The sequence below is a fragment of the Boudabousia liubingyangii genome (assembly GCF_001907245.1).
Taxonomy (GTDB): Bacteria; Actinomycetota; Actinomycetes; order Actinomycetales; family Actinomycetaceae; genus Boudabousia; species Boudabousia liubingyangii.
Genome location: NZ_MQSU01000004.1, coordinates 310,369 through 336,437 on the forward strand (window position 1 = coordinate 310,369; position 26,069 = coordinate 336,437).

24 protein-coding genes and 1 tRNA gene are annotated in these 26,069 nt (G+C 52.5%); 24 read left to right on the top strand and 1 reads right to left on the bottom strand.

Translation table 11 applies throughout. The features are described 5' to 3' along the window. Window positions 1–29: 29 nt before the first annotated feature. The 21 genes from BSR28_RS08140 (at window position 30) to aspA (ending at window position 21,312) form a co-directional block, all read left to right on the top strand. Complete coding sequence (locus BSR28_RS08140; protein ID WP_073713896.1) at window positions 30–413, top strand: YraN family protein; 384 nt, start codon at window positions 30–32, stop codon at window positions 411–413. Further along, window positions 413–1,978 (top strand): YifB family Mg chelatase-like AAA ATPase, encoded by a 1,566-nt coding sequence (locus BSR28_RS08145; protein ID WP_073713897.1) that lies wholly within the window; start codon window positions 413–415, stop codon window positions 1,976–1,978. Before BSR28_RS08140 ends, BSR28_RS08145 begins: the two co-directional genes overlap by 1 nt. Beyond that, window positions 1,968–3,212: a DNA-processing protein DprA gene (gene dprA / locus BSR28_RS08150; RefSeq protein WP_073713898.1), complete on the top strand. Its 1,245-nt coding sequence runs from the start codon at window positions 1,968–1,970 to the stop codon at window positions 3,210–3,212. The genes BSR28_RS08145 and dprA overlap by 11 nt, the downstream gene beginning before the upstream one ends. A gap of 12 nt (window positions 3,213–3,224) precedes the next feature. Continuing rightward, window positions 3,225–4,166, top strand: coding sequence for a tyrosine recombinase XerC (locus BSR28_RS08155; RefSeq protein WP_073713899.1), 942 nt, complete (start codon window positions 3,225–3,227; stop codon window positions 4,164–4,166). 194 nt (window positions 4,167–4,360) lie between these two features. Continuing rightward, complete coding sequence (locus BSR28_RS08995; protein WP_125899207.1) at window positions 4,361–4,747, top strand: hypothetical protein; 387 nt, start codon at window positions 4,361–4,363, stop codon at window positions 4,745–4,747. A gap of 358 nt (window positions 4,748–5,105) precedes the next feature. Beyond that, window positions 5,106–5,963, top strand: coding sequence for a 30S ribosomal protein S2 (gene rpsB / locus BSR28_RS08165; protein ID WP_073709426.1), 858 nt, complete (start codon window positions 5,106–5,108; stop codon window positions 5,961–5,963). Window positions 5,964–5,985: 22 nt separating this feature from the next. Beyond that, complete coding sequence (tsf, locus tag BSR28_RS08170; protein WP_073709425.1) at window positions 5,986–6,825, top strand: translation elongation factor Ts; 840 nt, start codon at window positions 5,986–5,988, stop codon at window positions 6,823–6,825. A gap of 101 nt (window positions 6,826–6,926) precedes the next feature. Beyond that, entirely contained in the window at window positions 6,927–7,661 is a 735-nt protein-coding gene (pyrH, locus tag BSR28_RS08175) for a UMP kinase (protein WP_073709424.1), read from the top strand. Window positions 7,662–7,675: 14 nt separating this feature from the next. Continuing rightward, complete coding sequence (gene frr / locus BSR28_RS08180; protein WP_073709423.1) at window positions 7,676–8,233, top strand: ribosome recycling factor; 558 nt, start codon at window positions 7,676–7,678, stop codon at window positions 8,231–8,233. After that, on the top strand, window positions 8,233–9,129 hold the full coding sequence (locus BSR28_RS08185) for a phosphatidate cytidylyltransferase (RefSeq protein ID WP_083563231.1): 897 nt from the start codon (window positions 8,233–8,235) through the stop codon (window positions 9,127–9,129). Before frr ends, BSR28_RS08185 begins: the two co-directional genes overlap by 1 nt. A 6-nt stretch (window positions 9,130–9,135) precedes the next feature. Then, window positions 9,136–10,380: a 23S rRNA (adenine(2503)-C(2))-methyltransferase RlmN gene (rlmN, locus tag BSR28_RS08190; protein WP_233120640.1), complete on the top strand. Its 1,245-nt coding sequence runs from the start codon at window positions 9,136–9,138 to the stop codon at window positions 10,378–10,380. After that, window positions 10,373–10,912: a DivIVA domain-containing protein gene (locus tag BSR28_RS08195; protein WP_073713901.1), complete on the top strand. Its 540-nt coding sequence runs from the start codon at window positions 10,373–10,375 to the stop codon at window positions 10,910–10,912. The genes rlmN and BSR28_RS08195 overlap by 8 nt, the downstream gene beginning before the upstream one ends. A 3-nt stretch (window positions 10,913–10,915) precedes the next feature. Then, entirely contained in the window at window positions 10,916–12,136 is a 1,221-nt protein-coding gene (gene dxr / locus BSR28_RS08200) for a 1-deoxy-D-xylulose-5-phosphate reductoisomerase (protein WP_073713902.1), read from the top strand. Window positions 12,137–12,177: 41 nt separating this feature from the next. Continuing rightward, a complete protein-coding gene (locus BSR28_RS08205; protein WP_073713903.1) occupies window positions 12,178–13,425 on the top strand; it encodes a M50 family metallopeptidase in 1,248 nt (415 codons plus the stop codon). A gap of 49 nt (window positions 13,426–13,474) precedes the next feature. After that, window positions 13,475–14,614, top strand: a complete 1,140-nt coding sequence (ispG, locus tag BSR28_RS08210) for a flavodoxin-dependent (E)-4-hydroxy-3-methylbut-2-enyl-diphosphate synthase (RefSeq protein ID WP_073709551.1) — start codon at window positions 13,475–13,477, stop codon at window positions 14,612–14,614. Between the two features lie 81 nt (window positions 14,615–14,695). Further along, window positions 14,696–16,495 (top strand): proline--tRNA ligase, encoded by a 1,800-nt coding sequence (locus tag BSR28_RS08215; protein ID WP_407922462.1) that lies wholly within the window; start codon window positions 14,696–14,698, stop codon window positions 16,493–16,495. 2 nt (window positions 16,496–16,497) lie between these two features. After that, the gene (locus BSR28_RS08220; protein WP_073709418.1) at window positions 16,498–16,992 is read left to right on the top strand and encodes a peptide deformylase; all 495 of its coding nucleotides are present in this window, start codon (window positions 16,498–16,500) and stop codon (window positions 16,990–16,992) included. 67 nt (window positions 16,993–17,059) lie between these two features. Next, entirely contained in the window at window positions 17,060–18,724 is a 1,665-nt protein-coding gene (locus BSR28_RS08225) for a formate--tetrahydrofolate ligase (RefSeq protein ID WP_073709417.1), read from the top strand. Between the two features lie 130 nt (window positions 18,725–18,854). Continuing rightward, a complete protein-coding gene (locus BSR28_RS08230; RefSeq protein ID WP_073709416.1) occupies window positions 18,855–19,355 on the top strand; it encodes a DUF3145 domain-containing protein in 501 nt (166 codons plus the stop codon). Between the two features lie 6 nt (window positions 19,356–19,361). Then, window positions 19,362–19,739 carry an acyl carrier protein gene (locus BSR28_RS08235; protein WP_073713904.1) on the top strand — a complete coding sequence of 126 codons (378 nt, stop codon included), beginning with the start codon at window positions 19,362–19,364 and terminating at the stop codon, window positions 19,737–19,739. Between the two features lie 88 nt (window positions 19,740–19,827). After that, window positions 19,828–21,312: an aspartate ammonia-lyase gene (gene aspA, locus BSR28_RS08240; RefSeq protein WP_073713905.1), complete on the top strand. Its 1,485-nt coding sequence runs from the start codon at window positions 19,828–19,830 to the stop codon at window positions 21,310–21,312. 176 nt (window positions 21,313–21,488) lie between these two features. On the opposite strand, the gene aceE is transcribed toward aspA, so the two are convergent. Continuing rightward, entirely contained in the window at window positions 21,489–24,236 is a 2,748-nt protein-coding gene (aceE, locus tag BSR28_RS08245; protein ID WP_073709413.1) for a pyruvate dehydrogenase (acetyl-transferring), homodimeric type, read from the bottom strand. A 241-nt stretch (window positions 24,237–24,477) separates the two neighbouring features. On the opposite strand from aceE, the gene BSR28_RS08250 reads away from it, so the two are divergent. The 3 genes from BSR28_RS08250 to BSR28_RS08260 all read left to right on the top strand — a co-directional run bounded on the left by BSR28_RS08250 (window position 24,478) and on the right by BSR28_RS08260 (window position 26,069). Continuing rightward, on the top strand, window positions 24,478–24,888 hold the full coding sequence (locus BSR28_RS08250) for a DUF3052 domain-containing protein (protein ID WP_073709412.1): 411 nt from the start codon (window positions 24,478–24,480) through the stop codon (window positions 24,886–24,888). A 182-nt stretch (window positions 24,889–25,070) separates the two neighbouring features. After that, a tRNA-Val gene (locus BSR28_RS08255) sits at window positions 25,071–25,147 on the top strand. Window positions 25,148–25,214: 67 nt separating this feature from the next. Next, complete coding sequence (locus BSR28_RS08260; protein ID WP_158020337.1) at window positions 25,215–26,069, top strand: Nif3-like dinuclear metal center hexameric protein; 855 nt, start codon at window positions 25,215–25,217, stop codon at window positions 26,067–26,069.

Consider the following 26,069-nt stretch of genomic DNA (forward strand, 5'->3'; position numbering starts at 1 on the left):
CCTCATTCTCTAGGCATGGAGGTTATTTCATGAAATATCAGCGAGTACCTAAACATAATCAAAAAGTCGGTGCTTTAGGGGAAGAATTAGCAGCTCGAGTACTCACTAAAAGCGACTGGAAAATAGTCGATCGAAACTGGAACTGTAAGTACGGCGAAATTGACCTAATTGCGGAAAGATCTGGGGCCTTAGCCTTCGTCGAAGTAAAAACCAGACTCTCGACAGGTAGTGGTAGCGGAGCTGGACAAGTAAATGCAAGAAAAATTAGAAATCTAAAAAGAGCTATCAGCACCTACTTGGAACAAGAAAAACCAAGCGATTTCTATCGCCTGCAGATGCTGGTCTGCGAAGTGCACTTCTGTCGCAATAACCCCATACCGCAAGTAAGCATCTACCGAATTGAAGGTTTCTGATGTCTACTGTGGTGGCAACAAGAAGTATTTCACTCTCGGGGATTAGCGGTATCCCAGTAGTCGTAGAAACTCAAGTTTCAGCTGGGCTTCCAGCTATCACCCTAGTGGGGTTGCCCGATGCCTCTTTACGGGAGTCTAAAGAGCGTGTTCGAGCCGCAGTTTCTAGCTGTGGATTCTCTCTAGGAAATCATCGCGTCACCATTAACCTATTCCCAGCTGAGATTCCAAAATCGGGCTCCGGCCTCGACCTGGCAATAGCAGTTTCCCTAATTTGGGCCCAAGGGAAGTTGCCAGCGCAGAACCTCAATACTCATTTCTTAATCGCCGAACTAGGGCTAGACGGGAAACTACATTCGGTGCGAGGGATCCTTCCCGCGGTATTAGCAGCGAAGAAAAATGGTGCACAGGCAGTAATCGTCTCTTTTGAGGACTTTGCCCCGGCCTCTCTGGTCCCAGGGATCGAAATACTTCCATGCCGGCATCTGAGAGAAGTCTTAGCAATCTTAAGCGGTAAGAACACCTGCGCTTTGCCGGAATTACAACTTAGAGAAGAACGTCATCACGAAGAACGGCCAGAAACACAACAAGAGCCGGCAATCATCGATCTATCCGAGATTCACGGACAACAGTTAGCGAAGCGGGCCTTGGAAGTGGCGGCAGCGGGTGGCCATAATCTGTTCCTATATGGAACTCCCGGGTCGGGAAAAACCATGCTCGCAAAGGCGCTACCTGGAATCTTGCCTCCGCTAACAAGTGAGCAAGCACTTGAATGTGCCTGCATTGACTCAATTGCCTTAGATCGAAGCGCAGATCTGATAAAGATCAAACGAACACGTCCCTTCATCGCCCCTCATCATGGAATTACGCTACCGGCACTAATTGGCGGTGGTGGTCCACTTCCGATTCCCGGGGCAATTACTCAGGCTCATCAGGGAGTGCTGTTCTTAGATGAAGCACCAGAATTCGCGCCTCGAGTCCTAGATGCACTGAGGGAGCCACTTGAGTCTAAGCAGGTCGCGATTAGACGACTGCGAAGCAGCAGTGTATTGCCAGCAGATTTCCAACTAGTTTTAGCCGCAAATCCATGTCCCTGTGGATACGCCTATTCAACTAAAAGACGATGCACCTGTTCCTCTCTTTCACAGCGGCGTTATTTACAGCGTCTTTCCGGTCCACTTTTAGACCGGATTGATATCCAAGTGCAGGTAGAAACCCCAATCCTAGGATCAAGCCTAGACAAGCCAACCGAAACTTCAAAAGAAGTCCAAAAACGGGTCTGTCAAGCGCGTGACCGGGCACAATATCGGCTTTCAGAATTTGGGCTTAGCACCAATGCGCAACTAGATGGTAAAACCCTCAGCGCATTGAACTCCAGAATGGATTCTCAGCTACTTTATCAACTTCGAAATCTGGTGAATCGAGGAGTCCTTACCATGCGTGGACTTGACCGAGTCTTAAAGGTGGCATGGACCGTCGCTGATCTAGCTGACCAGGAAATCCCAGATTCAGAGTCCGTAAAAACAGCTTTAATGCTTAGACAACAGGGGCTAGAAAATGACATCTAAGAGCGAAAATTCTCAAGCTTTGATGGGTGCTAACTACAAGCAAAAAATCCATGACTTAATTACCGATTCTAAGGATCCTCAGATAGGGAAACTCATCTGGGCTAATTTAGTCGAACCGCCCAATCCGCTAGTAAATCGACTATTGCAGAGAGTTAGTTCCTCCCAGGCTCTGGCCGTGGTTTTCGAACAGAACGGATTAATCCCAAAAAACATAACTGAAATTCAAAATGATCTTGGCGCTGCTCAGTTAAATCGTTTAAAAAATAGCCTGAAAAGCCGGATCGCTGCGATCGACGTCAAAGCTCAGGTACAAGCACTTGAATCGATCTCCGCTGCTTTTATTACTTCGGAAGATCACTCGTGGCCACAGTTAATAGACGATCTGGGAGAGGAAAGCCCCATCGGAATGTGGGTGCGTGGGGAACTCTCATCCAGTCTGCCAATCGCTATCGTGGGTGCCAGAGCATGCAGTCGGTATGCTCAGAGAGTGGCTTACGACTTAGCTGCCGAACTCGCTTCTGCTGGCGCCACAATCGTGTCAGGTGGAGCTTTTGGTGTAGATGCGGCGGCTCATGAGGGAGCTCTAAGCGTAGGGGGACGTACCATTGCCTTCATGGCTGGTGGGCTCGACCATTTTTATCCGCAGGCATTGGCAGGCCTACAACGTCAAATAATTGATGGAAACGGCGCCTTGCTAAGCGAAATACCGATCGGGTGGCGGCCAGCACGATGGCGGTTCTTAGCCCGAAATCGCCTAATCGCTGCTTTCAGTGCCGCGACGGTTGTAGTTGAGGCCTCTGCCCGATCAGGAGCCTTAGCTACCGCAAGAAGGGCCTTGCAACTTGGCAGACCCGTGGGGGCAGTTCCAGGACCTATAAACTCAGCGCTGTCAGTTGGCTCCAATGATCTCATCAAAAATCACGCCCACCTAATTTCTTCTGCGGAAGACATCCTAGAGATGATCGCAACGGAACGCGGAGAATTATTCTCCTTCGACCGCCTAGACTCGGTAATGAAAATAGAATCACAGAATGCCACCATGGGTTTAGACGAAGCTGAACAGAGAGTATTCGACGCCTTTCCGCTTTCTGGAATTGCGTCAATCGACAAGCTTTCCGAGGTCACCGGCATAGATCACTTTATGGTCGCCAGAATACTTTCGACCCTGGAACTAGGTGGATATATTCTTAAAACGCCCAATGGTAGATACCAACGGATGGGAAGAAACTCGTGACATAATCAGGGTATGGAAAACCGGTATGCAACTGCAGAGCTAACTGCCTTTGAAAAGCATTTGGCGCTTGATAAAGGTTACAGTGAGCATACTATTCGAGCCTATATCTCAGATTTAACGCTTTGTTTTAACGACCTGAAAGCAGAACATAAAGGTCTGAAAACACTTGATGAAATAGATTATCCAATGTTACGACTTTGGCTCGGTGCTCAGGTCTCAGCTGGCTTGGGAAGAGCCTCAGTCGCCCGCAAAGCTGCCACTCTAAGAACCTTCTTTAAATGGGCCGAACAGCAAGGAATCGTTAAGAATAACCCCGCTTCACGTCTTCAAACGCCGAAGCTAGGAAAGCACTTGCCATCAGTGTTAAGCACCGAACAAGTCACGCAGTTACTAAAAACTGCAAAAGCTGAAGCGATCTTGCAACGGGACCTGGGAGACCGCGAGAAATTAGCGCATGCGGTAAGGCGCTGGTGTTGCTTGGAACTGCTCTATGCGACCGCGATGCGTGTCTCCGAGCTTGTTAGTTTGAATGTCGAAGATATAGATTTTGCTAATCGAACCATTCGAGTTATGGGTAAGGGACAAAAAGAAAGAGTTATTCCCTTCGGGATTCCAGCGGCTCGGGCCCTTGAAGCGTATTTAAAAGCTGGGCGTCCGATGCTCCGAATAAGTCCGGCAGAGAAAGCCCTATTCTTGGGTAATAGAGGGAACCGCCTTGATCAGAGGCAAGTACGCAACGAAGTACACCAAGCCTCTATACAAGCTGGTGTGCCCGATATTTCACCACACGATCTTCGGCACACTGCCGCCACACATTTGCTCTCAGCAGGCGCTGATCTTAGAGTCGTGCAGGACTATCTTGGGCACTCGGCCTTGAGCACTACACAACGATATACGCACGTCGATCAAGCGCGTCTAGCGAAGGTCTACTTACAGGCATTTCCTCGTGCCTAAACTAGGGGAGCAATAGCCTAGTGTCGGAAATAAGCGAGATTGGGTCAAGATAGTTGTATTTATCAAACTTTCCGCCCCACATTAGACGCTCAGAAATGCAAGCCCCGACCGCCTGGGAGCGATAGACACTTTCCCCTACAGGTAGCGAAGAGGTAGCGCCAGTGAAAGTGGTTCTGAAATTTCCTAGATGGCGGATGGAAAAGTACTTAGTTCCGGAAACCTCACCACTGGCAAAAACTGTTCCCGCGGCAGGGGAGAATATCGTTTCGCCCCTATGGCAACTCAAGGTAACAACCCGATGTCCAGCGCCGAAGTGCGAATCCGGGGCTGAGAACGGGACTAATACATTAAGGGACCGCAAGGGCCGCGCGAAACTTCCATCCCAAGAAACGCTATCCCCACTTGAGCTGGGCAGAGATGTTCTAGTAACCGTACCGATAGTCATGGTCGGATCCGGGATAAACTGCGGTGCTTCGCCAATAAAGGAGGAGAGAAATAGGATATTGGCCATCAGTGGAAAACTGAGAGCACGAAAGATCAGGAGAATATTCGAGTGCATTATTTCCCTTCCGAAGTTTTGATGTTCCACCGAGAAAATATCTTTCGAAGTAAAAGGGGAGGGAATCAGCGAGTTCAGATTGGGGAAAACGGAACTTGTGGAAGCCTTTTGTGAAGGTCGACACGAGAACGGCAATATCCCCTTGGGAAATAAGAGAAAGTTTGAGTTTTACGTTATTATCTCTTTAGCGCCCACTCGTGGGCGACTTCGCGTGCCCGCATTTCAAATTGAAATAAGTGCTTAGCCGCAGTCGGAAGGATTCCCTTCTTGGTTAAGCCTAGGGGCACTAGGGCAGATTGCAAAAGTAATCTGTAAGCAACTGAAACAAAGAAAAAGGACATTAACGTGTCCTCGCGCCAAAAGGCGTGGAAAGGATTGAAATGGCAGTCGTCAAGATGAGTGAACTCCTAGAAGCAGGTGTTCACTTCGGTCACCAGACCCGTCGTTGGAACCCGAAGGTGAAGCGCTTTATCCTCACCGAACGTAACGGCATTTACATCATTGACTTGCAGCAGACCGTTGCTGACATTGACATTGCATACGACTTCCTAAAGCAGACTGTTGCACACGGTGGCAACGTTTTGTTCGTTGGAACCAAGAAGCAGGCTCAGGCAACCGTGCAGGAGCAGGCTACCCGCGTAGGTATGCCCTACGTTAACCACCGTTGGCTAGGCGGTATGCTAACCAACTTCCAGACTGTCGCCGGTCGTATCCAGCGCATGAAGGAACTAGAACAGATCGATTTCGAAGACGTCGCAGCTTCGCAGTACACCAAGAAGGAACTGCTAATGATGCGTCGTGAGAAGGACAAGCTATCACGCACCCTAAACGGTATCCGTGACATGGCCAAGGTCCCCTCAGCTCTCTGGGTTGTTGACACCAAGAAGGAACACCTCGCGGTTGCTGAAGCTAAGAAGCTAAACATCCCGGTTGTGGCAATTCTTGACACCAACTGCGATCCTGACGAAATTGACTACCGTATCCCCGGTAACGATGACGCCATCCGCGCCGTTGCACTACTAACCCGCGTCGTTGCAGACGCCTGTGCAGAAGGCCTAGTCGCCCGCTCCGGCGCCAAGAACGGTGCTGAAGAAGCTGCTGAAGGTGAACCGCTAGCCGAATGGGAGCGCGAACTACTAAACGCTGACGCTTCCGAAGAGAAGGCTGAAGCTCCCGCTGAAGCCGCTCCCGAAGCAAAAGCTGAAGAATCAGCTAAGTCTGAATCCGAAGAAGCCTGATTAAAGCGAAAGGTCAAAGCTAATGGCTAACTACACTACTTCTGACATCAAGGACCTACGCGCCAAGACCGGTGCAGGCCTAATGGATGTTAAGAAAGCCCTCGAAGAAGCTGAAGGCGACTTCGAAAAGGCTCTAGAGATCATCCGCCTAAAGGGCATCAAGTCCCTCTCCAAGCGTGAAGGTCGTAGCGCCTCCGCTGGTCTAGTACTGTCCAGCATTGCTGATCAGGGCGACGGCCAGGTCGGCGTAATGGTTGAAGTTAACTCCGAAACTGACTTCGTTGCTAAGAACGAAAAGTTCATCGACTTCGCCAACCAGGTTCTAGCTGCTGCCGTAGAATCCGGCGCTAATGATCTAGAGTCCCTACTATCCGCTCCGGTTGAGCAGGGTACCGTTCAGGACCTAGTCGACTCTATCGCATCCGTGATTGGTGAAAAGATCGTTGTTTCCAAGATGGTTCGTCTAGAAGCTCCGGTTGTTACCTCTTACCTACACCACTCCAACCCCGACCTGCCCCCGCAGGTTGGCGTGCTAGTAGCCACCGATGCTGCCGCCGCCGAGGTTGCACACGATGTTGCTCTGCACATCGCTGCTTACCAGCCCGAATACCTAAGCCGCGAATCCGTTCCGGCAGAGGTCGTTGAGAAGGAACGTCACACTCTTGAAGAGCTAACCCGTTCCGAAGGCAAGCCGGAAGCTGCACTACCGAAGATCGTCGAAGGCCGTCTAGGTGGCTTCTTCAAGGAGAACTGCCTACTGGATCAGCCTTTCGCTAAGGATCCCAAGTCCACCGTGGGTCAGATCGTTGACGCCACCAAGGGACAGGTTCTAGATTTCAAGCGTTTCCACGTAGGCGCCTGAGACTAAACTTAAAGAGCCCCGGACCCCGTGTCCGGGGCTCTTTGTTTGTCTATTCGCGGTAAACTAAGCTAAAGCACTGTGCACAAGGAAAGGTTCTTTCTATGACCACTGAAACGTCGCGTAGACGAGTCCTGCTAAAACTATCCGGAGAAGTATTCGGTGGTGGCACCATCGGGCTTGATCCGGACGTCCTCGCCGACATTGCCTCGCAAATCAAAGCTGCTAACCAAGCCGGTGTAGAAATCGCCGTAGTAGTAGGCGGCGGCAACTTCTTCCGTGGCGCCGAACTATCACAGCGCGGATTCGATCGGGCACGCGCAGACTACGTCGGAATGCTTGGCACCGTGATGAATGCCCTTGCCCTACAGGACTTCCTTGAGCAACAGGGAGTAAGCACCCGCGTACAGACCGCAATCGCCATGGGACAGGTCGCGGAAAGCTACATTCCGCTACGTGCCATCAGGCACCTAGAGAAGGGACGCGTCGTCGTCTTCGGCGCCGGAGCTGGTATGCCCTTCTTCTCAACCGATACCGTCGCTGCTCAGCGCGCCCTCGAAACTAAGTGCGATGAAGTACTAGTGGCCAAGAACGGTGTTGACGGCGTTTACACTGCTGATCCCCGGAAAGATCCTGAAGCTAAACTGCTAAAGCAGGTCACCTACCAAGAAGCTTTGGCTCAGGGACTAAAAGTCGTTGATGCGGCAGCATTTTCCCTTTGCATGGATAATAATGTAAACATGCGTGTTTTCGGGATGAACGATCCTGGAAACGTCACTTCTGCTCTTCTCGGTGAGGAGATCGGAACCCTCGTAACCAGCGAAAAACTAGCCCACTAGAAAGAAGGCTGTCAATGATTGACGAAGTACTGCTCGAAGCAGAAGAAAAGATGGACAAGGCTGTCGACGTGGTTCGATCAGAATTCGCAGCTATCCGCACTGGTCGCGCAAACGCAGGCATGTTCTCCAGCTTGATGGTGGACTACTATGGCGCTCCCACCCCGATGCAGCAGCTGGCTTCCTTCCAGATCCCTGAAGCCCGCACCGTGCTAATCAGCCCCTTCGATCGCGGCGCTGTCAACGAAATCCTCAAGGCCATCCGTGAGTCTGACCTAGGCGTAAACCCCACCGATGACGGCAACGTTATCCGCGTTACCCTTCCGGCACTAACCGAAGAACGCCGTAAAGACTACGTCAAGCAGGCTAAGGGGAAAGCTGAAGATGGTCGTATTTCCATCCGCGGTATTCGTCGTAATGCCAAGGAATCACTGGATAAGATGAAGAAAGACGGCGACGCCGGCGAAGACGAAGTAGCACGCGCAGAAAAGGAACTAGAAGCTCTAACCAAGCGTCACGTTGACGAGGTCGATGAGATTCTTTCTGCTAAGGAGTCAGAGCTTCTTACCGTCTGATGGCAGAACTAAAAACCACCCGTAAACATCTCAGACGCCCGCCCAGTGTCCCTGTAACCCTAGAGGACGCCGCGCGGGCGCCTAAGAGTACCTCGAAAGCCGGTCGAAACCTACCCGCTGCAATTGGCGTAGCAGTAGTGCTATCTACCGTACTAGTGCTTTCGATGGTCTTTACCCCTGTTGGCTTCCTAGTCCTAGCCTGTATCGGCTCGCTAATCGCTTTGTCTGAGCTGAAGGCAGCTTTCGAAAGAGCCCACGCAGACATTGCCTACCCAGTAATGGCCGTAGGTGCGATTGGCATTTTGGTATCAGCCTTCAAACTGGGAATGGAAGCGGCGTTTGTTTCCTATTACGCCGCTTTAGGAGCTGCCATCATCTGGCATCTAGTTTCGGGGTATTCCTCTAGGCAGACCCTGCGAAATATTGCGGTTTCGGCATTTGCTTTAGGGTACGTACCACTTCTAGCTTCTTTCGCAGTTTTGCTGCTGCTCCGTGGAATTTGGCCGGTGCTGCTTTTCGTACTTATTACCGTGGGTAACGATACTGGTGGTTATATTGCCGGAGTCATGTTCGGGAAGCATCCTATGGCACCTTCCATCTCTCCGAAGAAATCCTGGGAAGGATTCGCCGGTTCCATCACTGCCACGCTGCTAATTGGCACGATTGGCATGTACCTGATGGGGGCCCGTCCTTGGTGGGGAATCATCCTCGGACTTTTGTGCGCCGTAACCGCCACAGCCGGCGACCTAGCTGAATCACTCCTTAAACGCGACCTCGGCCTAAAAGACATGGGTAATATCCTCCCGGGCCACGGAGGCGTAATGGATCGACTCGATTCCTTGCTAGTAACCGCTCCGGCCTGTTTCCTGATTATGCATATGGCTTTTGGATGGTGAAAACCAGTGGAAACTGATCCTCGAATCGCTGCCCTAAAGGCGAAGAACCTCAGGCAGGTACGCCCAACTGACGAACCCCCACAGGGCGCAACCCGACCTGATGCCAAACCCGTAATTTCCTTTTCTCAAAAACGAAAGGGGAAACCCCCAGCTCACCTTGCTGATCTGTCTCTAGCAGACCGTAAAAATGTGCTTAAAGAAGCTGGTTTCCCAGCATTCCGTGCGGACCAGATCTCGCGACATTACTTTGGCGCAAAACTAGCAGACCCGGAAGAAATGACCGACCTGCCCGCGGGAATGCGCGACTTCGTAGCTTCAGAGCTATGTCCAAGTCTCATCACTTCAGTCGCTGAGCTCAAGGCTGACGGAGGCTCGACCATTAAGCAGGTCTGGGAACTATTCGACGAAGTTAGAGTTGAATCGGTCCTAATGGGTTATCCCGGACGAACCACACTCTGCGTCTCCTCTCAAGCTGGCTGTGGTATGGCCTGCCCCTTCTGCGCTACCGGACAGATGGGACTGACCCGTAACCTTTCTACGGCAGAGATCATCGAACAGGTTCGCCATGCCATGATCCTCTCAGAGAGCGGAGCTCTAAGTACCGGCTCTGCTCGACTATCTAATGTCGTATTTATGGGCATGGGGGAGCCACTGGTTAACTATCCGGCCGTGGTCCAGTCCCTAAAGCGCCTGACTGATCCTGCCCCAGAGGGATTTGGTATGTCAGCTCGCGGAATCACCGTTTCGACGGTGGGTTTGGTTCCAGTAATTTACAAACTTGCTGACCTAGGAATCCCGGTCACTTTGGCTGTTTCCCTCCACGCTCCTGATGACGAGCTAAGAGATGAACTCATCCCGGTTAACTCACGCTGGAAGGTGGGGGAGCTGCTCGATGCGGCCTACCACTACTACAGCGTTACCGGACGGCGTGTCTCAATCGAATACGCCCTGATCAAGGACATGAACGACCACACCTGGCGTGCTCAGCTCCTAGCTGATGAGCTGAACCGTCGTGGTAAAGGATGGGCACACGTCAATCCCATTCCATTGAACCCCACTCCCGGGTCCATCTGGACAGCTTCCACAAAGCAACAGCAAGATGCCTTTGTGCGTCAGCTTCGCGAAAATGGAATTACGACTACTATTAGAGATACCCGAGGGTCGGATATCGACGGAGCTTGCGGTCAGCTAGCCACCGAGGTTAATAATCAAAAGAGTGCCGCTAGGAGGGCAAAGATTACTAATGTTTAGCAGAGTTGGTAGTTTGCGAAAGGGCTACAGCGTAGCTGAAGTCGATGCTTTCTTGGAAGAGGCACGGGCGGCATATGAGGGCGACTCAACCGAGATCGATGCTAATACCGTGCTTGAAAAGGTATTTAAAGAAGAGCGTGGCGGATACTCGCGGGTTGAAGTAGATACCACATTGGATCGACTCATTGCTGCTTTCGTAAAGCGAGACCGTGCCGATTTCGTCAATCGAAATGGGCAGCAAGCTTGGCTTGATTTCGTCGCTGAGCGGGCCGCTACCCTCTACCCACGTCTTTTGTCTGAAGCTGGCCAGCGTTTCCCCTCTCCTAAGCGTGGGTATCCCGGCTACCGTCGTTCTGAAGTCGATGAATTCATGAACGTGATTTCGGCCTTTTTTAATGATGGTTCAGATCTGACTGCCAATGACGTCCGAACTGTTGTATTCCGCTCCGCTAGGGGATCAAAAGCCTATGATGAGGCAGTCGTGGATGCCTACTTGAACCGTGTCCTCGAAGTAATGCTTGCCGTGGAGTAACCAGTGCGAGAAGTTGTCCTCTTAGGTTCAACTGGGTCAATCGGCACTCAATGCTTAGAGGTTATCGAAAGCAACCCTGAGAAATTTAGGGTAACCGCGCTATCGGCCGGGGGAAATAACCTAGAACTACTTGCTGCCCAAGCAGTTGCGTTCCAGGCGCCTACGATTGCCATTGAGCAACCCAGGGCAGATGAGTTAGCGGACCTGATTCGACTGCGAGAACAGGAAACCGGTGTTGCTCAGCTAAAACGCCAGATTATTACTGGCACTGGAGCCTCAGCACAAGCCGCTGCTACCTGTTCGGCTAGTGGGGTAGTGGTAAACGGGATAAACGGTGGCATTGGTCTAAGCAGCACCTTATCAGCCCTAGACACCGGCGCTACCTTAGCATTAGCGAACAAAGAATCCCTAGTTGCTGGCGGGCCGCTAGTTAATGCCCACCAGCAATATCCGGGACAAATCGTCCCCGTCGATTCTGAACACAGTGCCATTCACCAGTGCCTACAATCTGGATTGCACGAACGAGGCCTAACGATGCCGGTAGTTACCGGACGTAGTGAAGTTCGGAAGCTGATTCTTACCGCCTCGGGTGGGCCCTTTAGGGGTAAGAAACGCGCAGATCTAGTTGATGTCTCAGTCGAGGATGCGCTTAAACATCCCACTTGGGCCATGGGCCCAGTGGTCACCATCAATTCTTCAACCCTGATGAACAAAGCGCTAGAGCTCATCGAAGCCCATCTGCTTTTCGATCTTGATCCTGAAGCGATTGAACCGGTGATTCATCCTCAATCCCATATTCATTCAGGGGTTTTGTGGAATGACGGGTCGCTGCTTTTACAGGCGTCCCCGCCTTCGATGTTGATTCCCATCGCTCTTGGACTCTCATGGCCTGAACGTCTAAGCGACGTTGCCCCCGCAGAGGATTTTTCTGAGCCTTTCAGCTGGGACTTCGAACCGGTAGATCACGAGGCCTTCCCCGCTCTCACGCTAGCCCGACAGGTAGCTAAACAAGGCGGTAGTGCCCCGGCGGTAATGAATGCTGCTAACGAGGTAGCGGTGCAAGCTTTCCGCGACCGTAAGTGCGGGTTCTTAGGCATTGTCGATACGGTTCGACAGGTTTGTGACGAACACCAGACCGTAGCGATCACTGAGCTACAAGAGCTACTTGAGGTTCAGACATGGGCCGTAAAACGTGCTCAGCAGCTGCTGGGCCTAAGCGCATAGACTTTAAAACATCGATAACAGCTGATAGAAGGGGAGTGTAAGTGGGGCAGACCATTGGGATCTTGGTATTGCTGATTGGATTGATTTTTTCCGTCGCTATCCATGAGTTCGGGCACCTCCTTCCCGCTAAGTACTTCGGGGCCGGCGTGCCCGAATATGCCGTGGGCTTTGGCCCGACGATCTGGAAACGGAAAATCGGCACCACCACCTACCATTTGAAAGCCATCCTGCTTGGTGGCTACGTACGAATTCTTGGAATGCTGCGCCCCACTCCGGTAAATGACCGGATCGTACCTGAGGCGGCTAACGAGGCTGAATCTGGGGAACAAACAGCACCGAAAAATGCGGTCGAGGAAGCGCGTGCAGAGTCTGCAAAAGAGATCCAAGCACACCCCGACTTGCGTCCTTTTTACACGCTCTCCTGGTGGCAAAAGGTCATCGTCATGGCAGGTGGACCCATTACCAACTTGGTGCTTGCCGTGATCTTTACGGTCCTGTCAATGGGAGCCATTGGCATGCTAAAACCCATCCCCGTGGTTTCTGAGGTAGTCGCCTGCGATACGCCCGCTACTGCTTGTGGTGCTTCACAGGCCGGGATCAAGCCCGGTGACAAAATTCTTAGTGTGGACGGGAAGACCGTCTCAAGCTGGCAAAACCTAGTCGATCAGATCTCAGCCCAGCCTGAAGGGCAGGAACTTAAGGTAGAGGTTGATCGAGCGGGCGAACACCTAAGCATGTCGGTACCGGTAAAGGTCAAAGACGGTCGTTCGATGATCGGGATTGCTCCTGAAATCCAGCGTCAACGTGCCACCGCCGCAGAGATGTCTACCATGGTTTCTGACCAGTTCACCGGCACTGCTAAACTCATTATTCGTCTTCCACAGACTCTTTGGCATCGTGCCGGTCAAATCTTTGGCTATTACGAGCAGGAAAAGGAAGTACCAGTTTCAGTCCTTGGGGTGGTCCAAATGGGTGCCGCCGTGGGCGGAAACCAAAATCCGCTCGTGGGTCCGCTAGATAAGCTAGCCGCCTACCTGTCGATCTTGGCAGCCTTGAATATGGCACTGTTCGTATTTAACCTGATTCCATTGCTACCCCTAGACGGTGGTCATATTGTTGGGGCACTTTTCGAAGGCGCCCGGAAAGCAAAGCGCAAGCTTTGGGGACAAAATGACCTCGGGGCAGCGGATGTGGCTAGGCTAATCCCACTTTCTTACGGGGTAATGGGCATTTTGTTGCTAATGACGGTTATCCTATTTGTAGCAGATATAGTCGCCCCGGTTGTCTAGGGCGAGATTTCGATTGGAGTTTCAGTTGGCTGAATCAGTTTCCTTGGGAATGCCCTCGGTTAAAGAACCACGCCCGGTTATCCGTCCTCGTAAGCAGACCCGCCAAATCCGGGTTGGTGACGTCCTAGTCGGTGGCGATGCGCCGGTTTCGGTTCAGTCGATGACCACCACCAAAACTCACGATATTGGCTCGACTCTGCAGCAGATTGCGGAACTAACTGCGGCTGGCTGCGATATCGTACGTGTGGCTTGTCCTCGTCAAGAAGATGCCGATGCGCTTCCGATTATTGCGAAACAATCCAATATTCCAGTAATCGCGGATATCCACTTCCAGCCGAAGTACGTTTTTGCGGCGATCAAGGGCGGGTGTGCCGCAGTACGTGTAAACCCCGGTAACATTCGTAAATTTGATGATCAGGTTAAGGATATCTGCCAGGCTGCCTCGGATTATGGCTGTTCTTTGCGGATCGGCGTGAATGCGGGCTCGCTGGATCCGCGCCTGCTACAAAAGTACGGTAAGGCCACGCCGGAAGCGCTCGTTGAGTCTGCCGTCTGGGAAGCTTCTTTATTCGAGGAGCATGGTTTCCATGATTTCAAGATCTCGGTGAAGCATCATGATCCGGTAACTATGGTTCGCGCCTATGAGATGCTTTCTGAGGCGGGGGATTGGCCACTCCACTTGGGCGTAACTGAAGCAGGTCCTGCCTTCCAGGGAACGATCAAGTCCGCTACCGCCTTTGGGGCGCTACTCTCACGCGGGATTGGCGACACGATCCGGGTTTCGCTTTCGGCCCCGCCCGTTGAGGAAGTTAAGGTGGGCATTGAGATTCTGCAGTCTCTTGGTTTGCGTGAACGTACCCTAGAAATCGTTTCCTGCCCGTCTTGTGGCCGCGCCCAGGTTGATGTCTACAAGCTTGCCGAGGACGTTACTGAGGGTCTTAAAGACCTTACCGTCCCGCTGCGTGTGGCCGTAATGGGCTGCGTCGTTAACGGACCGGGCGAGGCTAGGGAAGCGGACCTAGGTTGCGCTTCCGGAAACGGCAAGGGACAGATCTTTATTAAGGGCGAGGTCGTTGCGACCGTTCCCGAAGACCAAATCGTTCCAACCCTGATCGAAAAAGCCAACGAGTTGGCCAAACAGATGGGCTTGGAACCCGGGTCCGGCCAACCGGACGTCGACGTACTATAATCGCTAGCGATACAAGTATCTGAGAAGAACCAGTTTTAATATCAGAAAGCTATTTAAAGGGGCAATACTGTGCTAAACCGAATGTCCAACTATTTTGTTCGGACCTTGCGCGAAGACCCAGCTGATGCTGAGGTCAACAGCCATAAACTACTAGTGCGCGCTGGATATATCCGCCGCGTTGCCCCGGGCGTATACTCATGGTTGCCATTAGGCCTTCGAGTACTACGCAAGATTGAAGCTGTTATTCGTGAAGAGATGGATGCCTCAGGTGCCCAAGAAGTTCTCTTCCCGGCGCTACTACCTAAGGAACCCTACGAGGCTACTAACCGCTGGACCGAATACGGCCCGAACCTCTTCCGCCTAGCTGACCGTCGCGGTAACGACTATCTGTTGGCACCTACGCACGAAGAAATGTTTACCCTGCTGGTAAAGGACCTTTATTCTTCGTACAAGGATCTACCACTAACCCTGTACCAAATCCAGACCAAGTACCGTGATGAAGCGCGTCCTCGTGCGGGTCTGATTCGTGGCCGTGAGTTCGTGATGAAGGATGCCTACTCCTTCGATCTAGCCGATTCTGGACTTGATGATTCATACGCTAAACAGCGCGAGGCTTACCAGAAAATCTTTGCCCGTCTTGGCCTAGAGGTAGTTATCTGTTCAGCTACCGCCGGTGCTATGGGTGGTTCACGTTCTGAAGAATTCCTGCATCCCTGCGAGATTGGTGAAGACACCTTCGTGCGTTCTCCGGGTGGCTATGCTGCGAACGCAGAAGCGGTTGTCACCACTGCGCCTGACCCTCTAAGCACCGAAGGCCTACCGGAAGCAGAGGTCAAGCCTACCCCCGGAACCAAGACCATCGAATCTCTGGTGGAACTGGCTAACCGTGATTTCCCGCGTGAAGATCGCGCTTGGACCGCTGCCGACACTCTGAAGAACGTCATGGTTACTTTGGTTCATCCTGATGGTACCCGTGAGGTGCTAGCGGTTGGTTTGCCAGGTGATCGTGAAGTTGACATGAAGCGTTTGGAGGCGGCAGTTTCCCCGGCCGAGGTGGAGATGGCTACCCCCGAAGACCTAGCTAAGCACCCCGAATTGGTTGCCGGCTTCATCGGTCCGCAGGTACTTGGCCCCCAGTCTCCGGCTCGTGCCGAAAGCAACGACGAAGACGACAAACTTGCCGGCGTGCGCTACCTAGTTGACCCGCGCGTAGTAGCTGGTACTCAGTGGATCGCTGGCGCAAACCAAGAAGATCACCACGTATTTAACCTAGTTATGGGTCGCGACTTTGAAGTTGACGGCACTATTGAGGCCGCTGAGGTCCGTGAAGGGGATCCGGCTCCCGACGGTTCTGGCCCACTAGAGCTAGCTCGCGGTATTGAGGTCGGACATATCTTCCAGCTGGGCCGCAAGTATGCTGAAGCTCTTGACCTCAAGGTCCTAGACGAAAACGGTAAGTCTCAGGTTGTTACCATGGGTTCTTACGGCATCGGCGTTTCACGTGTCCTAGCTGCTTTGGCAGAACAGAACTGTGATGATGCAGGCCTAGCATGGCCGGTGGACCTAGCTCCCTTCCAAGTGCACGTGCTAGCAACCGGTAAGGGCGAAGAGATCTTTGCTACCGCTGAAGAGCTAGCTGAAGAGCTAAGCCAGAACTTCGAAGTTCTTTACGATGACCGTCCGAAGGTATCTGCTGGTGTGAAGTTTGCGGATAGCGAGTTGTTGGGCATGCCCTATGTGCTTGTTGTCGGTCGCGGCTTGAAGGATGGCCAGGTCGAAATCCGTGACCGTCGTTCGGGTGAACGTTTTGAGCTGCCGGTTGCAGAGGCTGTAGCTCGCCTAACCGAAATGATCAATGCTCACCAAGAAGGGGCAAAGTAACCATGGCTATTAGAGATATCCGCGTCGTTGGCGATCCGGTCCTTCGGACCCCCTGTGAACCGATTACCGATTTTTCAGATAAACGCGTTAAGACCTTGGTCGACGACCTCTTGGAAGGCGTAGATCTTGACGGCCGCGCCGGTCTAGCCGCAAACCAGATTGGTGTCTCTCTACGCGCCTTCTCTTGGAATATCGATGGCGAAATCGGCTACGTCCTAAACCCCGTCATTGACGAACTGAACTTCGACGAATACCAAGACGGAGACGAAGGCTGCCTATCGGTTCCCAATCTATGGTTCCCCACTAAGCGTGCCTGGTACGCGCGCGTTACCGGCTTCAACCTTGACGGAAAAGAAATTACCGTCGAAGGCGAAGAGCTCATGGCTCGCTGTCTACAGCATGAATGTGACCACCTCGATGGTCACCTTTACCTAGATCGTCTAGATCGCAAGACCCGTGCGCGGGCAATGAAAGAAGTCCGCAAGATCATGGATTAACGATTAACGCGCCCTCGGCTAATTTGCTGAGGGCGCTTTTCGTCCCTACCTCCCATAAAGGAAAAATATGCTCACCGATCTTGAAATTGCCCGCGCGGCAGAAGAAAAAGCTCAGTCCATCATCGAACTTGCTGAAAAACTAGGGCTACCAACCCAGGAACTAGAGCCTTATGGCTACAACAAAGCTAAAGTTAAACCCGCGGCACTTAAAGAAAGCTCCAACAAGGGCAAGCTAGTCCTAGTGACCGCCGTGTCGCCAACCCCGGCCGGGGAAGGTAAGACCACTACCTCGGTGGGTCTAGCCGACGCCATCAACGCCCGCGGTACTTCCGCCGCCCTGTCACTTCGTGAACCTTCCATGGGACCCGTCTTTGGAATCAAGGGTGGTGCCGCCGGTGGGGGATACGCACAGGTCATCCCTATGGAAGATATCAATCTGGCTTTCACCGGAGATTTTCCCGCCATCGCGGCGGCTAATAACCTCTTGGCTGCTCTGATCGACAATCACCTTCACCAGGGAAATGAACTCCGTATTGACGCCCGACAGATCTGGTGGCGTCGAGTCATGGACATGAATGATCGGGCTCTTCGTCAGATCACTGTTGGTCAGGGAGGCCCTCTCAATGGTTTCCTGCGCGAGGACGGATTCGATATTGTATCGGCCTCTGAGATCATGGCGATTGTTTGTTTAGCCAGTGATTTTAGTGATCTTAAAGAGCGGCTAGGCAATATCGTGATTGGCCTGAACCTAGATAAGCAGCCGGTCACGGCACGCGAGCTAGGCGCTGTCGGGGCTATGGCAGTAATCCTAAAGGACGTTATGAAGCCCAACCTAGTGCAGACGCTAGAGGGCAATCCTGCTTTTGTACACGGTGGTCCCTTCGCCAACATCGCCCATGGCTGCTCCTCGCTAGTTGCTACTAGAGCGGCCCTGTCAGTTGCCGATGTAGCAATCACTGAAGCAGGGTTTGGTGCGGATCTAGGGGCAGAAAAGTTTTTCGATATTCTCTGTCGTCAAGGTGATTTAAAGCCTGAGGTGACGGTTTTGGTGGCGACTATTCGCTCGATTAAGTATCAAGCTGGAGTGCCCGTGAAGGAACTTAATAATCCAGCACCTGAAAAACTAGCTGAGGGCATTGTCAATATTAACCGTCACCTAGAGAACCTGAAGGACGTCTTCGGCACTAGGGTAGTGGTGGCTCTTAACCGTTTCCCGTCCGATACTGACGAGGAAGTAGCTACCGTCCAGCAGCTCCTGGATTGCCCGGTCGTTCCGGCTACTCACTTTGCCGAGGGCTCTCAGGGAGCTTTGGAATTGGCCGATGCTGTCTTGGGACTACTAGCTGAGCCGGCACCTGAAGTTTCTTTCGCCTATGACCTTGCGGATGACTATCAGCAGAAAGCTAAGCAGGTAGCGCAGCGGGTCTATCACGCTGATTCGGTTTCTTTTGCTCCTAGTGCTTTGCGACGTCTTAAGCAGATCGAGGAAGCCGGATACACTGGCCTGCCGATTTGTGTAGCTAAGACTCAGTATTCTTTCTCCACCGACCCGAAGGCCTTAGGTGCGCCAGAAGGACACGAACTGCAAATTCGTCAGGTTCGCCTATCCGCTGGCGCAGGTTTCGTGGTGTTGGTAGCGGGGGACATGATGACCATGCCTGGTTTGTCGGCTAAGCCGGCTGCTCTAGGGATGGATATCGATGACGAGGGTGTAATCTCGGGGCTATCCTAGGCTTCCTTTCTGCCACACGCGGGTGCCTCATTTGAGTCTGATGCCCCAATCCGTCTATACTGGCACTAGCCGTAGCACTGGTTAGTGTTTTTGAGGACGTAGGGGAAGACGACCCTCAAAAGGAGGCACTATGACCGGGTCACAAACGCACGGTGTACTTTTTGTGCATTCAGCACCTAAGGCGCTTTGTCCACATCTCGAGTGGGCAGCAGCGGATGCCCTAGGTGCGCCTTTGCAACTCCATTGGGTCCCGCAGCCCGCTTGCCCGGGTATGTATCGTGCCGAGGTAGCGTGGATGGGTCCCGCTGGTACCGGTGCGCGTATTGCTTCAGCTCTTAGAGGTTGGGAACACCTACGGTTCGAGGTTACGGAAGATCCTTCTGTGAATGCTGATGGGGGACGCTGGATGCATACGCCCTCATTGGGCATTTTCTATTCCCAACTCGATTCCTGCGGTAATACAGTGGTTTCAGAACTTCGAGTTCGGCGCGCATTACAGGCGGGGCTAACGGCTGAACAAATGCGTGATGAGCTGGAAATGGCTCTTGGAGCTGCTTGGGACGAAGAGCTTGAACCTTTCCGTTTAGCACAGCCCGAAAATCCCGTTCGTTGGTTGCACCAGGTTGGGTGAGAGAACGTGGATCTGTCAGCCTTAGCGGCATTGAAAGCGCAACTCGAAGAAGAAGACAGTACCTCGGAATTTGAGTCTGCAGAAGCTGCTGAACTTTCAGCGGTGGAGACTAATACTCCAGAGGTTGAGTCGGCCTCGACTGATAGTTTATTAGAACAGCTAGTTGGCATCATAGTTCCTTATTTGCCGGGTGAGGCGGCAGACTTTGGGCTCGAAAAGAGCTTTTCTGAACTGGGGTTGAATCAACTTTCAATCTGGGCAATTGTGGCCCAAATAGAAGAGGAATTTAAGGTCAGTTTGAGCGATGACATGGTTGCTCAATGGCATAATGCGCAGGATATGTTTACATTTCTAACAAATGTAACTCAAGACACTGAATCCTAAAGTGTTTCAGGTAGTTTTTAGTCACAATCACGTCTAGAATTTGGAGTGGACTAAGTCCGATCATAATCACAATCTTGAGGTGTATTTCATGAGCGAAACCAGGACCGAAGAAGATCTCCTAGGTGCGCGGGAAATTCCCGCTGACGCATATTGGGGTGTTCATACCCTACGCGCAATCGAAAACTATCAGATATCAGGTATGACCCTGAATGACTTCCCCGAAATGATCCGTGCAATGGTGCAGGTCAAGAAAGCGTGTGCACTAGCCAATGGTGATTTGGGCACGATGCGAAAGTGGCGGGTCGATGCAATCGTTGCCGCCTGCGACGCGATCCTTGATCATGGTCTGTGCATGGATCAGTTCCCCATTGATCTATTCCAGGGTGGCGCTGGCACTTCGGTAAATATGAATACCAACGAAGTTATCGCTAACTTGGCATTAGAAATGCTTGGGCGTCCCCGCGGTGATTACCAGGTGATTGATCCCAATGATCACGTTAATCGTTCACAGTCGACCAACGACACCTTCCCAACCGGTCTGTGTCTAGCTACCTTCGCTAGCGTCAGCACTTTCCGAGTGGAGCTTGCCCGTCTGGCCGATGCTTTCGCAGAAAAGGGCCTAGAGTTCCGCAACGTTCTCAAGATGGGACGTACCCAGCTACAGGACGCTGTGCCTATGACCCTGGGCCAAGAAATGGCCGCTTTTGCTATCAACTTAGCAGAAGAAGATGCTCGTCTAGAAAATAATGCCAGTTTGCTTCTGGAAACCAACTTAGGTGCTACCGCGATCGGTACTGCCCTAAACACTCCGCCTGGATATGCTGCTAGGGTTGTTGAACGTTTAGCTGAGGTTACCGGTTCGCCGGTAGTAGGCGCCGCAAACCTCATTGAGGCTACCCAGGACACCGGACAGTACGTTTCGATGCACGGAACTTTGAAGCGCACTGCAGTGAAGCTCTCCAAGATCTGTAACGATCTACGTCTTCTTGGTTCTGGTCCTCGTGCGGGCTTGGCGGAACTTAGATTGCCTCAACGCGCCGCCGGTTCCTCGATTATGCCAGCAAAGGTAAATCCGGTAATCCCTGAGGTCGTAAACCAGGTGTGCTTCAAGGTGTTCGGCAATGACATTACGGTCACGATGGCTGCTCAGGCTGGCCAGTTGCAGCTGAACGTAATGGAACCGGTGATTATGCAGTCTCTATATGAGTCGTTGCGTCTACTCACCAATGCTTGCCGTACCCTACGTGAATACTGTGTAGAGGGCCTAGAAGCTAATGAAGAACGTTGCAAGGAATACGTGATGAACTCGATCGGTATCATCACCTACTTCAACGACATCATTGGCCACCACAATGGTGACCTGATCGGTAAGGAAGCTGCGGCCACTGGTCGTCAGGTTCGTGATCTAGTGATCGAAAAGGGCTTACTAGCTGAAGAACAGGTAGATAAGATTCTATCTCCTGAAAATCTTGCGGTTCCGGTTTACTCAGGTCCGGTAGAGATTCCAGTCGATGAGGATCAGGTTCCGGAAGAGTTTGCACCTATCGTGCCGATCCCCGACTACGGGTTCTAAGAGCTGAAGTCGCAAAATCATAGTGTTGGGTGCTGAGGAATGACCTCAGCACCCAACATTTTTATTGTTAAAACCTGATGCAAGGTATTGTCTGAAAGGGTGGTGCTAAAAAGTTTTGGCGGGGTACCCTTTCGGATACCCCGCCAAAGTTTAGCTCTGCTTAGCGCAAGCTGTTATCAGTCGCTTTCGCCTTCACCTGCGTCGTTACCGGAGGTACCGGCGTTGACGTTGAATAGGTCGTACTTGTCGATGGCTTCCTTGACGACGTGGCGATCTAGCTTGCCCTGTTCGGCTAGCTGAGATAGTGCCGCGACAACCATGGATTCGGCATCGATGAAGAAGTGACGACGGGCAGCTGGGCGAGTATCGGAGAAACCGAAACCGTCAGCACCTAGGACCGAGTAGTTACCAGGAACCCACTTACGGATCTGGTCCTGAACTAGGTGATCGTAGTCAGAGGTAGCAACGAAGTTACCGGACTGACCCTGCAGCTTCTGGGTGAGGTAGGCGGTCTGTGCTTCCTCTTCCGGGTGCAGCAGGTTGTGCTTGTCAGCGGCTAGACCATCACGACGTAGCTCGTGCCAGCTGGTTACCGACCAAACGCCGGCGTTGATGCCCCAGTCCTTCGCAAGTAGCTCGCGAGCCTTGACGGCCCACGGGACACCCACACCAGAGGCTAGTAGATCAACCTGGTTTTGTTCGCCGTTGCCAGCAACCTGGTAGATACCCTTGAGGATGCCATCGACATCAACGTTTTCGGGTTCTGCAGGCTGGTGGATGGGCTCGTTGTACACGGTTAGGTAGTACATGACGTTACGGTCGCGGCTCTGGTCCGGGCCGTACATACGGTTCAAGCCATCCTTGACGATGTATGCGATTTCGTAGGCGTATGCCGGATCGTACTGGACCACTGCGGTATTGGTGCCAGCAATAATCGGGGAGTGGCCATCCATATGCTGGGTGCCTTCACCGGCTAGGGTGGTGCGGCCTGCGGTCGCACCAATGATGAAGCCACGGCACAACTGGTCACCGGCAGCCCAGAACTGGTCTGCGGTGCGCTGGAAGCCGAACATCGAGTAGAAGATGTATACCGGAATCATCGGTACGCCATGGGTGGCGTAAGACGTGCCTGCAACCTGGAAGGCGGAAGCAGAGCCGGCTTCGTTAATGCCGGTGTGCAGAATCTGCCCCTGCTTTGATTCGCGGTAGGACAGCATCATGGAAGCATCTACCGGGGTGTAGTTCTGACCATGAGTGTTGAAGATCTTAGCGGTTGGGAAGATCGCGTCAAGACCGAAGGTACGGGCCTCATCCGGGATGATCGGGACAATATGCTTGCCCATGCCCTTGTCCTTGATCATGTCCTTAAGCATCTTCACAAAGGCCATGGTGGTGGCAACTTCCATCTTGCCGGAACCAGCCTTGAAAGAGTTGAAGATCTTATCGGCAGGCATCGGAAGCTCGCCATCCTGACGCGGACGTGAGGGTAGGAAGCCACCAAGGGCTTCACGACGCTCAATCATGTACTGCAAGGCCGGGTCATTCGGTTCCGGCTTGTAGTAAGGCGGCAAGTAAGGATCTGCCTCGAGCTGTTCGTCAGTGATCGGAATCTGCAGACGATCGCGCAATGCCTTGAGGTCATCAATGGCTAGCTTCTTCATCTGGTGAGTGGAGTTACGACCAGCGAAGTGGGTGCCGAGTGCGTAGCCCTTAACAGTGTGTGCCAAGATGACGGTCGGCTGACCGGTGTGGTCCATAGCTGCCTTGTATGCAGAGTAGACCTTGCGGTAGTCGTGGCCACCACGCTTTAGTGCCCAAATCTGTTCATCGGTCCAGTCCTTAACCATCGCCTTGGTGCGAGGATCACGGTTGAAGAAGTTTTCACGGATGAAGGCACCGTCGTTCGCGCGGAATGACTGGTAGTCACCGTCGAGGGTTTCATTCATTAGGTTGACTAGAGCGCGATCCTTATCGGCGTTTAATAGCACGTCCCATTCACGGCCCCAAACGACCTTGATGACGTTCCAGCCGGCGCCGCGGAAGAATGCTTCCAGTTCCTGCATGATCTTGCCGTTACCGCGGACCGGGCCGTCAAGACGCTGCAGGTTACAGTTGACCACAAAGGTAAGGTTATCGAGGCCCTGCTGGGCGGCTAGCTGGAGCATGCCGCGGGATTCGGGCTCGTCCATTTCGCCGTCACCAAGGAAGGCCCAAGTGTGCTGCTGGGAAGTATCCTTGATACCACGTTCATGTAGGTACTTATCGAACCAAGCCTGGTAGATAGCTTCGGCGGGGCCTAAGCCCATCGAAACGGTGGGGTATTCCCAGAACTCAGGCATCTGGCGCGGGTGGGGGTAGGAAGGAATGCCATGGTCGTGGCTTACTTCCTGACGGAAACCGTCGAGGTCGTCTTCGGTCAAGCGTCCCTCTAGGAAGGCGCGGGCGTAGTTACCGGGTGCGCAGTGGCCCTGGAAGAATACGTGGTCACCGCCGCCGGGGTGGTTCTTGCCGCGGAAGAAGTGGTTGAAACCGACTTCGTACAGGGTAGCGACAGAAGCGTAGGACGAGATGTGACCGCCAACCTTAACGCCGGGACGCTGAGCGCGGGTTACTAGAACAGCTGCGTTCCAGCGGATCCAACGGCGGATCTGACGCTCCGTAACTTCGTCACCGGGGAAGTAGGGTTCCTGGTGCACACCAATGGTGTTTACGTAGGGGGTGGTTAGCGATTGCGGAACGGAAACGTTTTGCAAACGCGCTTCGCGAAGTAGCGACAAAAGAATGTAACGGGCGCGAGGTCCGCCCTTGTCTTCAATAAGCCCATCAAGGGATTCGATCCATTCTTTAGTTTCCTCTGGATCGATATCAGGGACCTGGCTTAGCAGGCCGTTGATGAGGGGGCTGGTCTCGTTGAGTTCGCTCACGGATCCTTCTTCCACTCGTGACTAATAGAAGCCGTTCTGGCTTCCATTCGAATACTTACTAGAATATTGTCTCTCTAAACGCGTTTTTTTGCGACGTAAAGGGACTTTCTGCCCAAATATACCCGCATGTTTCCGCGGTTTCTAATTTGATTTGCGCGGATTGCGAAAATCTGAGATTTTAGGCACTAGCAATTGTTTCTAGCAATTCCGCTAGAAGATTTTTGAAAGGGGATATCCGGAAGTGTCAACTCAAGGTGCCACTCACGATTTTGGGTTTGAGCCAAATACGGTGGTTCAGGAGTTCTATTGGGATGAGGATGTCGATCCAAGTCTCCGCGACCAGATCGCTGAGCAGATCGGTTCTGAACTTGTCGATGAGGACTACTCTGACATGGTTGATGGTGCGATCATCTGGTGGCGAGCCGAAGATGGGGATGTGGAGGATCTCACTGATCTGCTTGTGGATGCCTTATCTAACCTAGAAAATGGCGGACAAATTTGGGTTTTGACTCCCAAAGCCGGCCTAGATCAGCATGTATCTCCTGCAGAAATCTCAGAAGCTGCTAAAGTAGCAGGGTTGTCAACGACATCTGCTAAGGCGCTTGGGTCAGAATGGTCCGGGATGCGATTAGCGGCACGTAAGCGGCAATAGTGATTTATAACAAAATAATGTGTTGCGTCTCTCAAAAATCAGAGTTTCGGTTTTGATTTAAGACTTTTCCGTGTTATTCTCAAGCACGGTTGCGTGAGTTTAGTTGCTGGTGAACATTGTTTACCACGTATTATTCTCTCCCTCCTCTCTTGAGATTAGCTAGGTCTCACGCAACCACCTTCGGGCCTGTAGCTCAGTTGGCTAGAGCACTTGGTTTACACCCAAGGGGTCGTCGGTTCGAGTCCGGCCGGGCCCACCATGAAGCGAGTCTAATGATTTTTTCATTAGGCTCGCTTTTGTTTTCGCAACTCCGTTACACTTTCCCTATGAGTAAAGAGTTAGATAAGGTAGCTACACTTGCCGAAGTTAGGACGATCCTAGATTCTTTGTATCCCCCAGAGTTGGCCGAAGATTGGGATCGCGTTGGCTTGATTTGCGGTGATCCTGCAGCCCCGGTTAGGCGGATTTTGCTAGCTCTTGACCCGGTCCAAGAAACGGTTTCAGAGGCGCTCACCGGTCAATACGACCTGCTGTTTACTCACCATCCGCTTTATCTACGAGGTACCTCTTTTGTGCCTGTTGATGACCCGAAAGGTAAGTTAATTCATCAGTTGATTTCTGGCGGTTGTGCACTCTTTAACGCACATACCAATGCTGATGTGGCCCAGTTTGGAGTAGCCCAAGCTTTAGCTGAAGCCGTCGGGTTAAATGATTCTGAGCCTCTCATTTCTTCCGGCAATGACACTCACCCTGGCCTCGGGCGCGTGGGAAAGCTTCCTCAACCGATACCTTTCAGGGAATTCGCGCAACGGGTGGCCAATGCCTTGCCTGCGGGGCCACAGGGCCTCTTAGCTGGCGGGGAGCTAGATGCTCAGGTACAGACTATTGCAGTTAGTGGGGGAGCGGGCGACTCCCTGCTGGCAGATGCTAGAGCGGCCGGAGCAGATGTCTTCTTGACTGCCGATCTACGTCATCACCCCGCCTCTGAGCATCTCGAGGGTGGCCGGCCATTCTTGCTATGTGGGTCCCATTGGGCCACTGAAGTTGTCTGGTGTGAACTAGCACAGAAGGCGCTGCAAGAGCGCTTCCAAGAGTGCGGCTTTAACATTGAAGTAGTTGTATCAAAGGCAGTTACGGAACCTTGGGTTTTGTGGCTTCCCACCGGTGAAGGAGAACAGTGA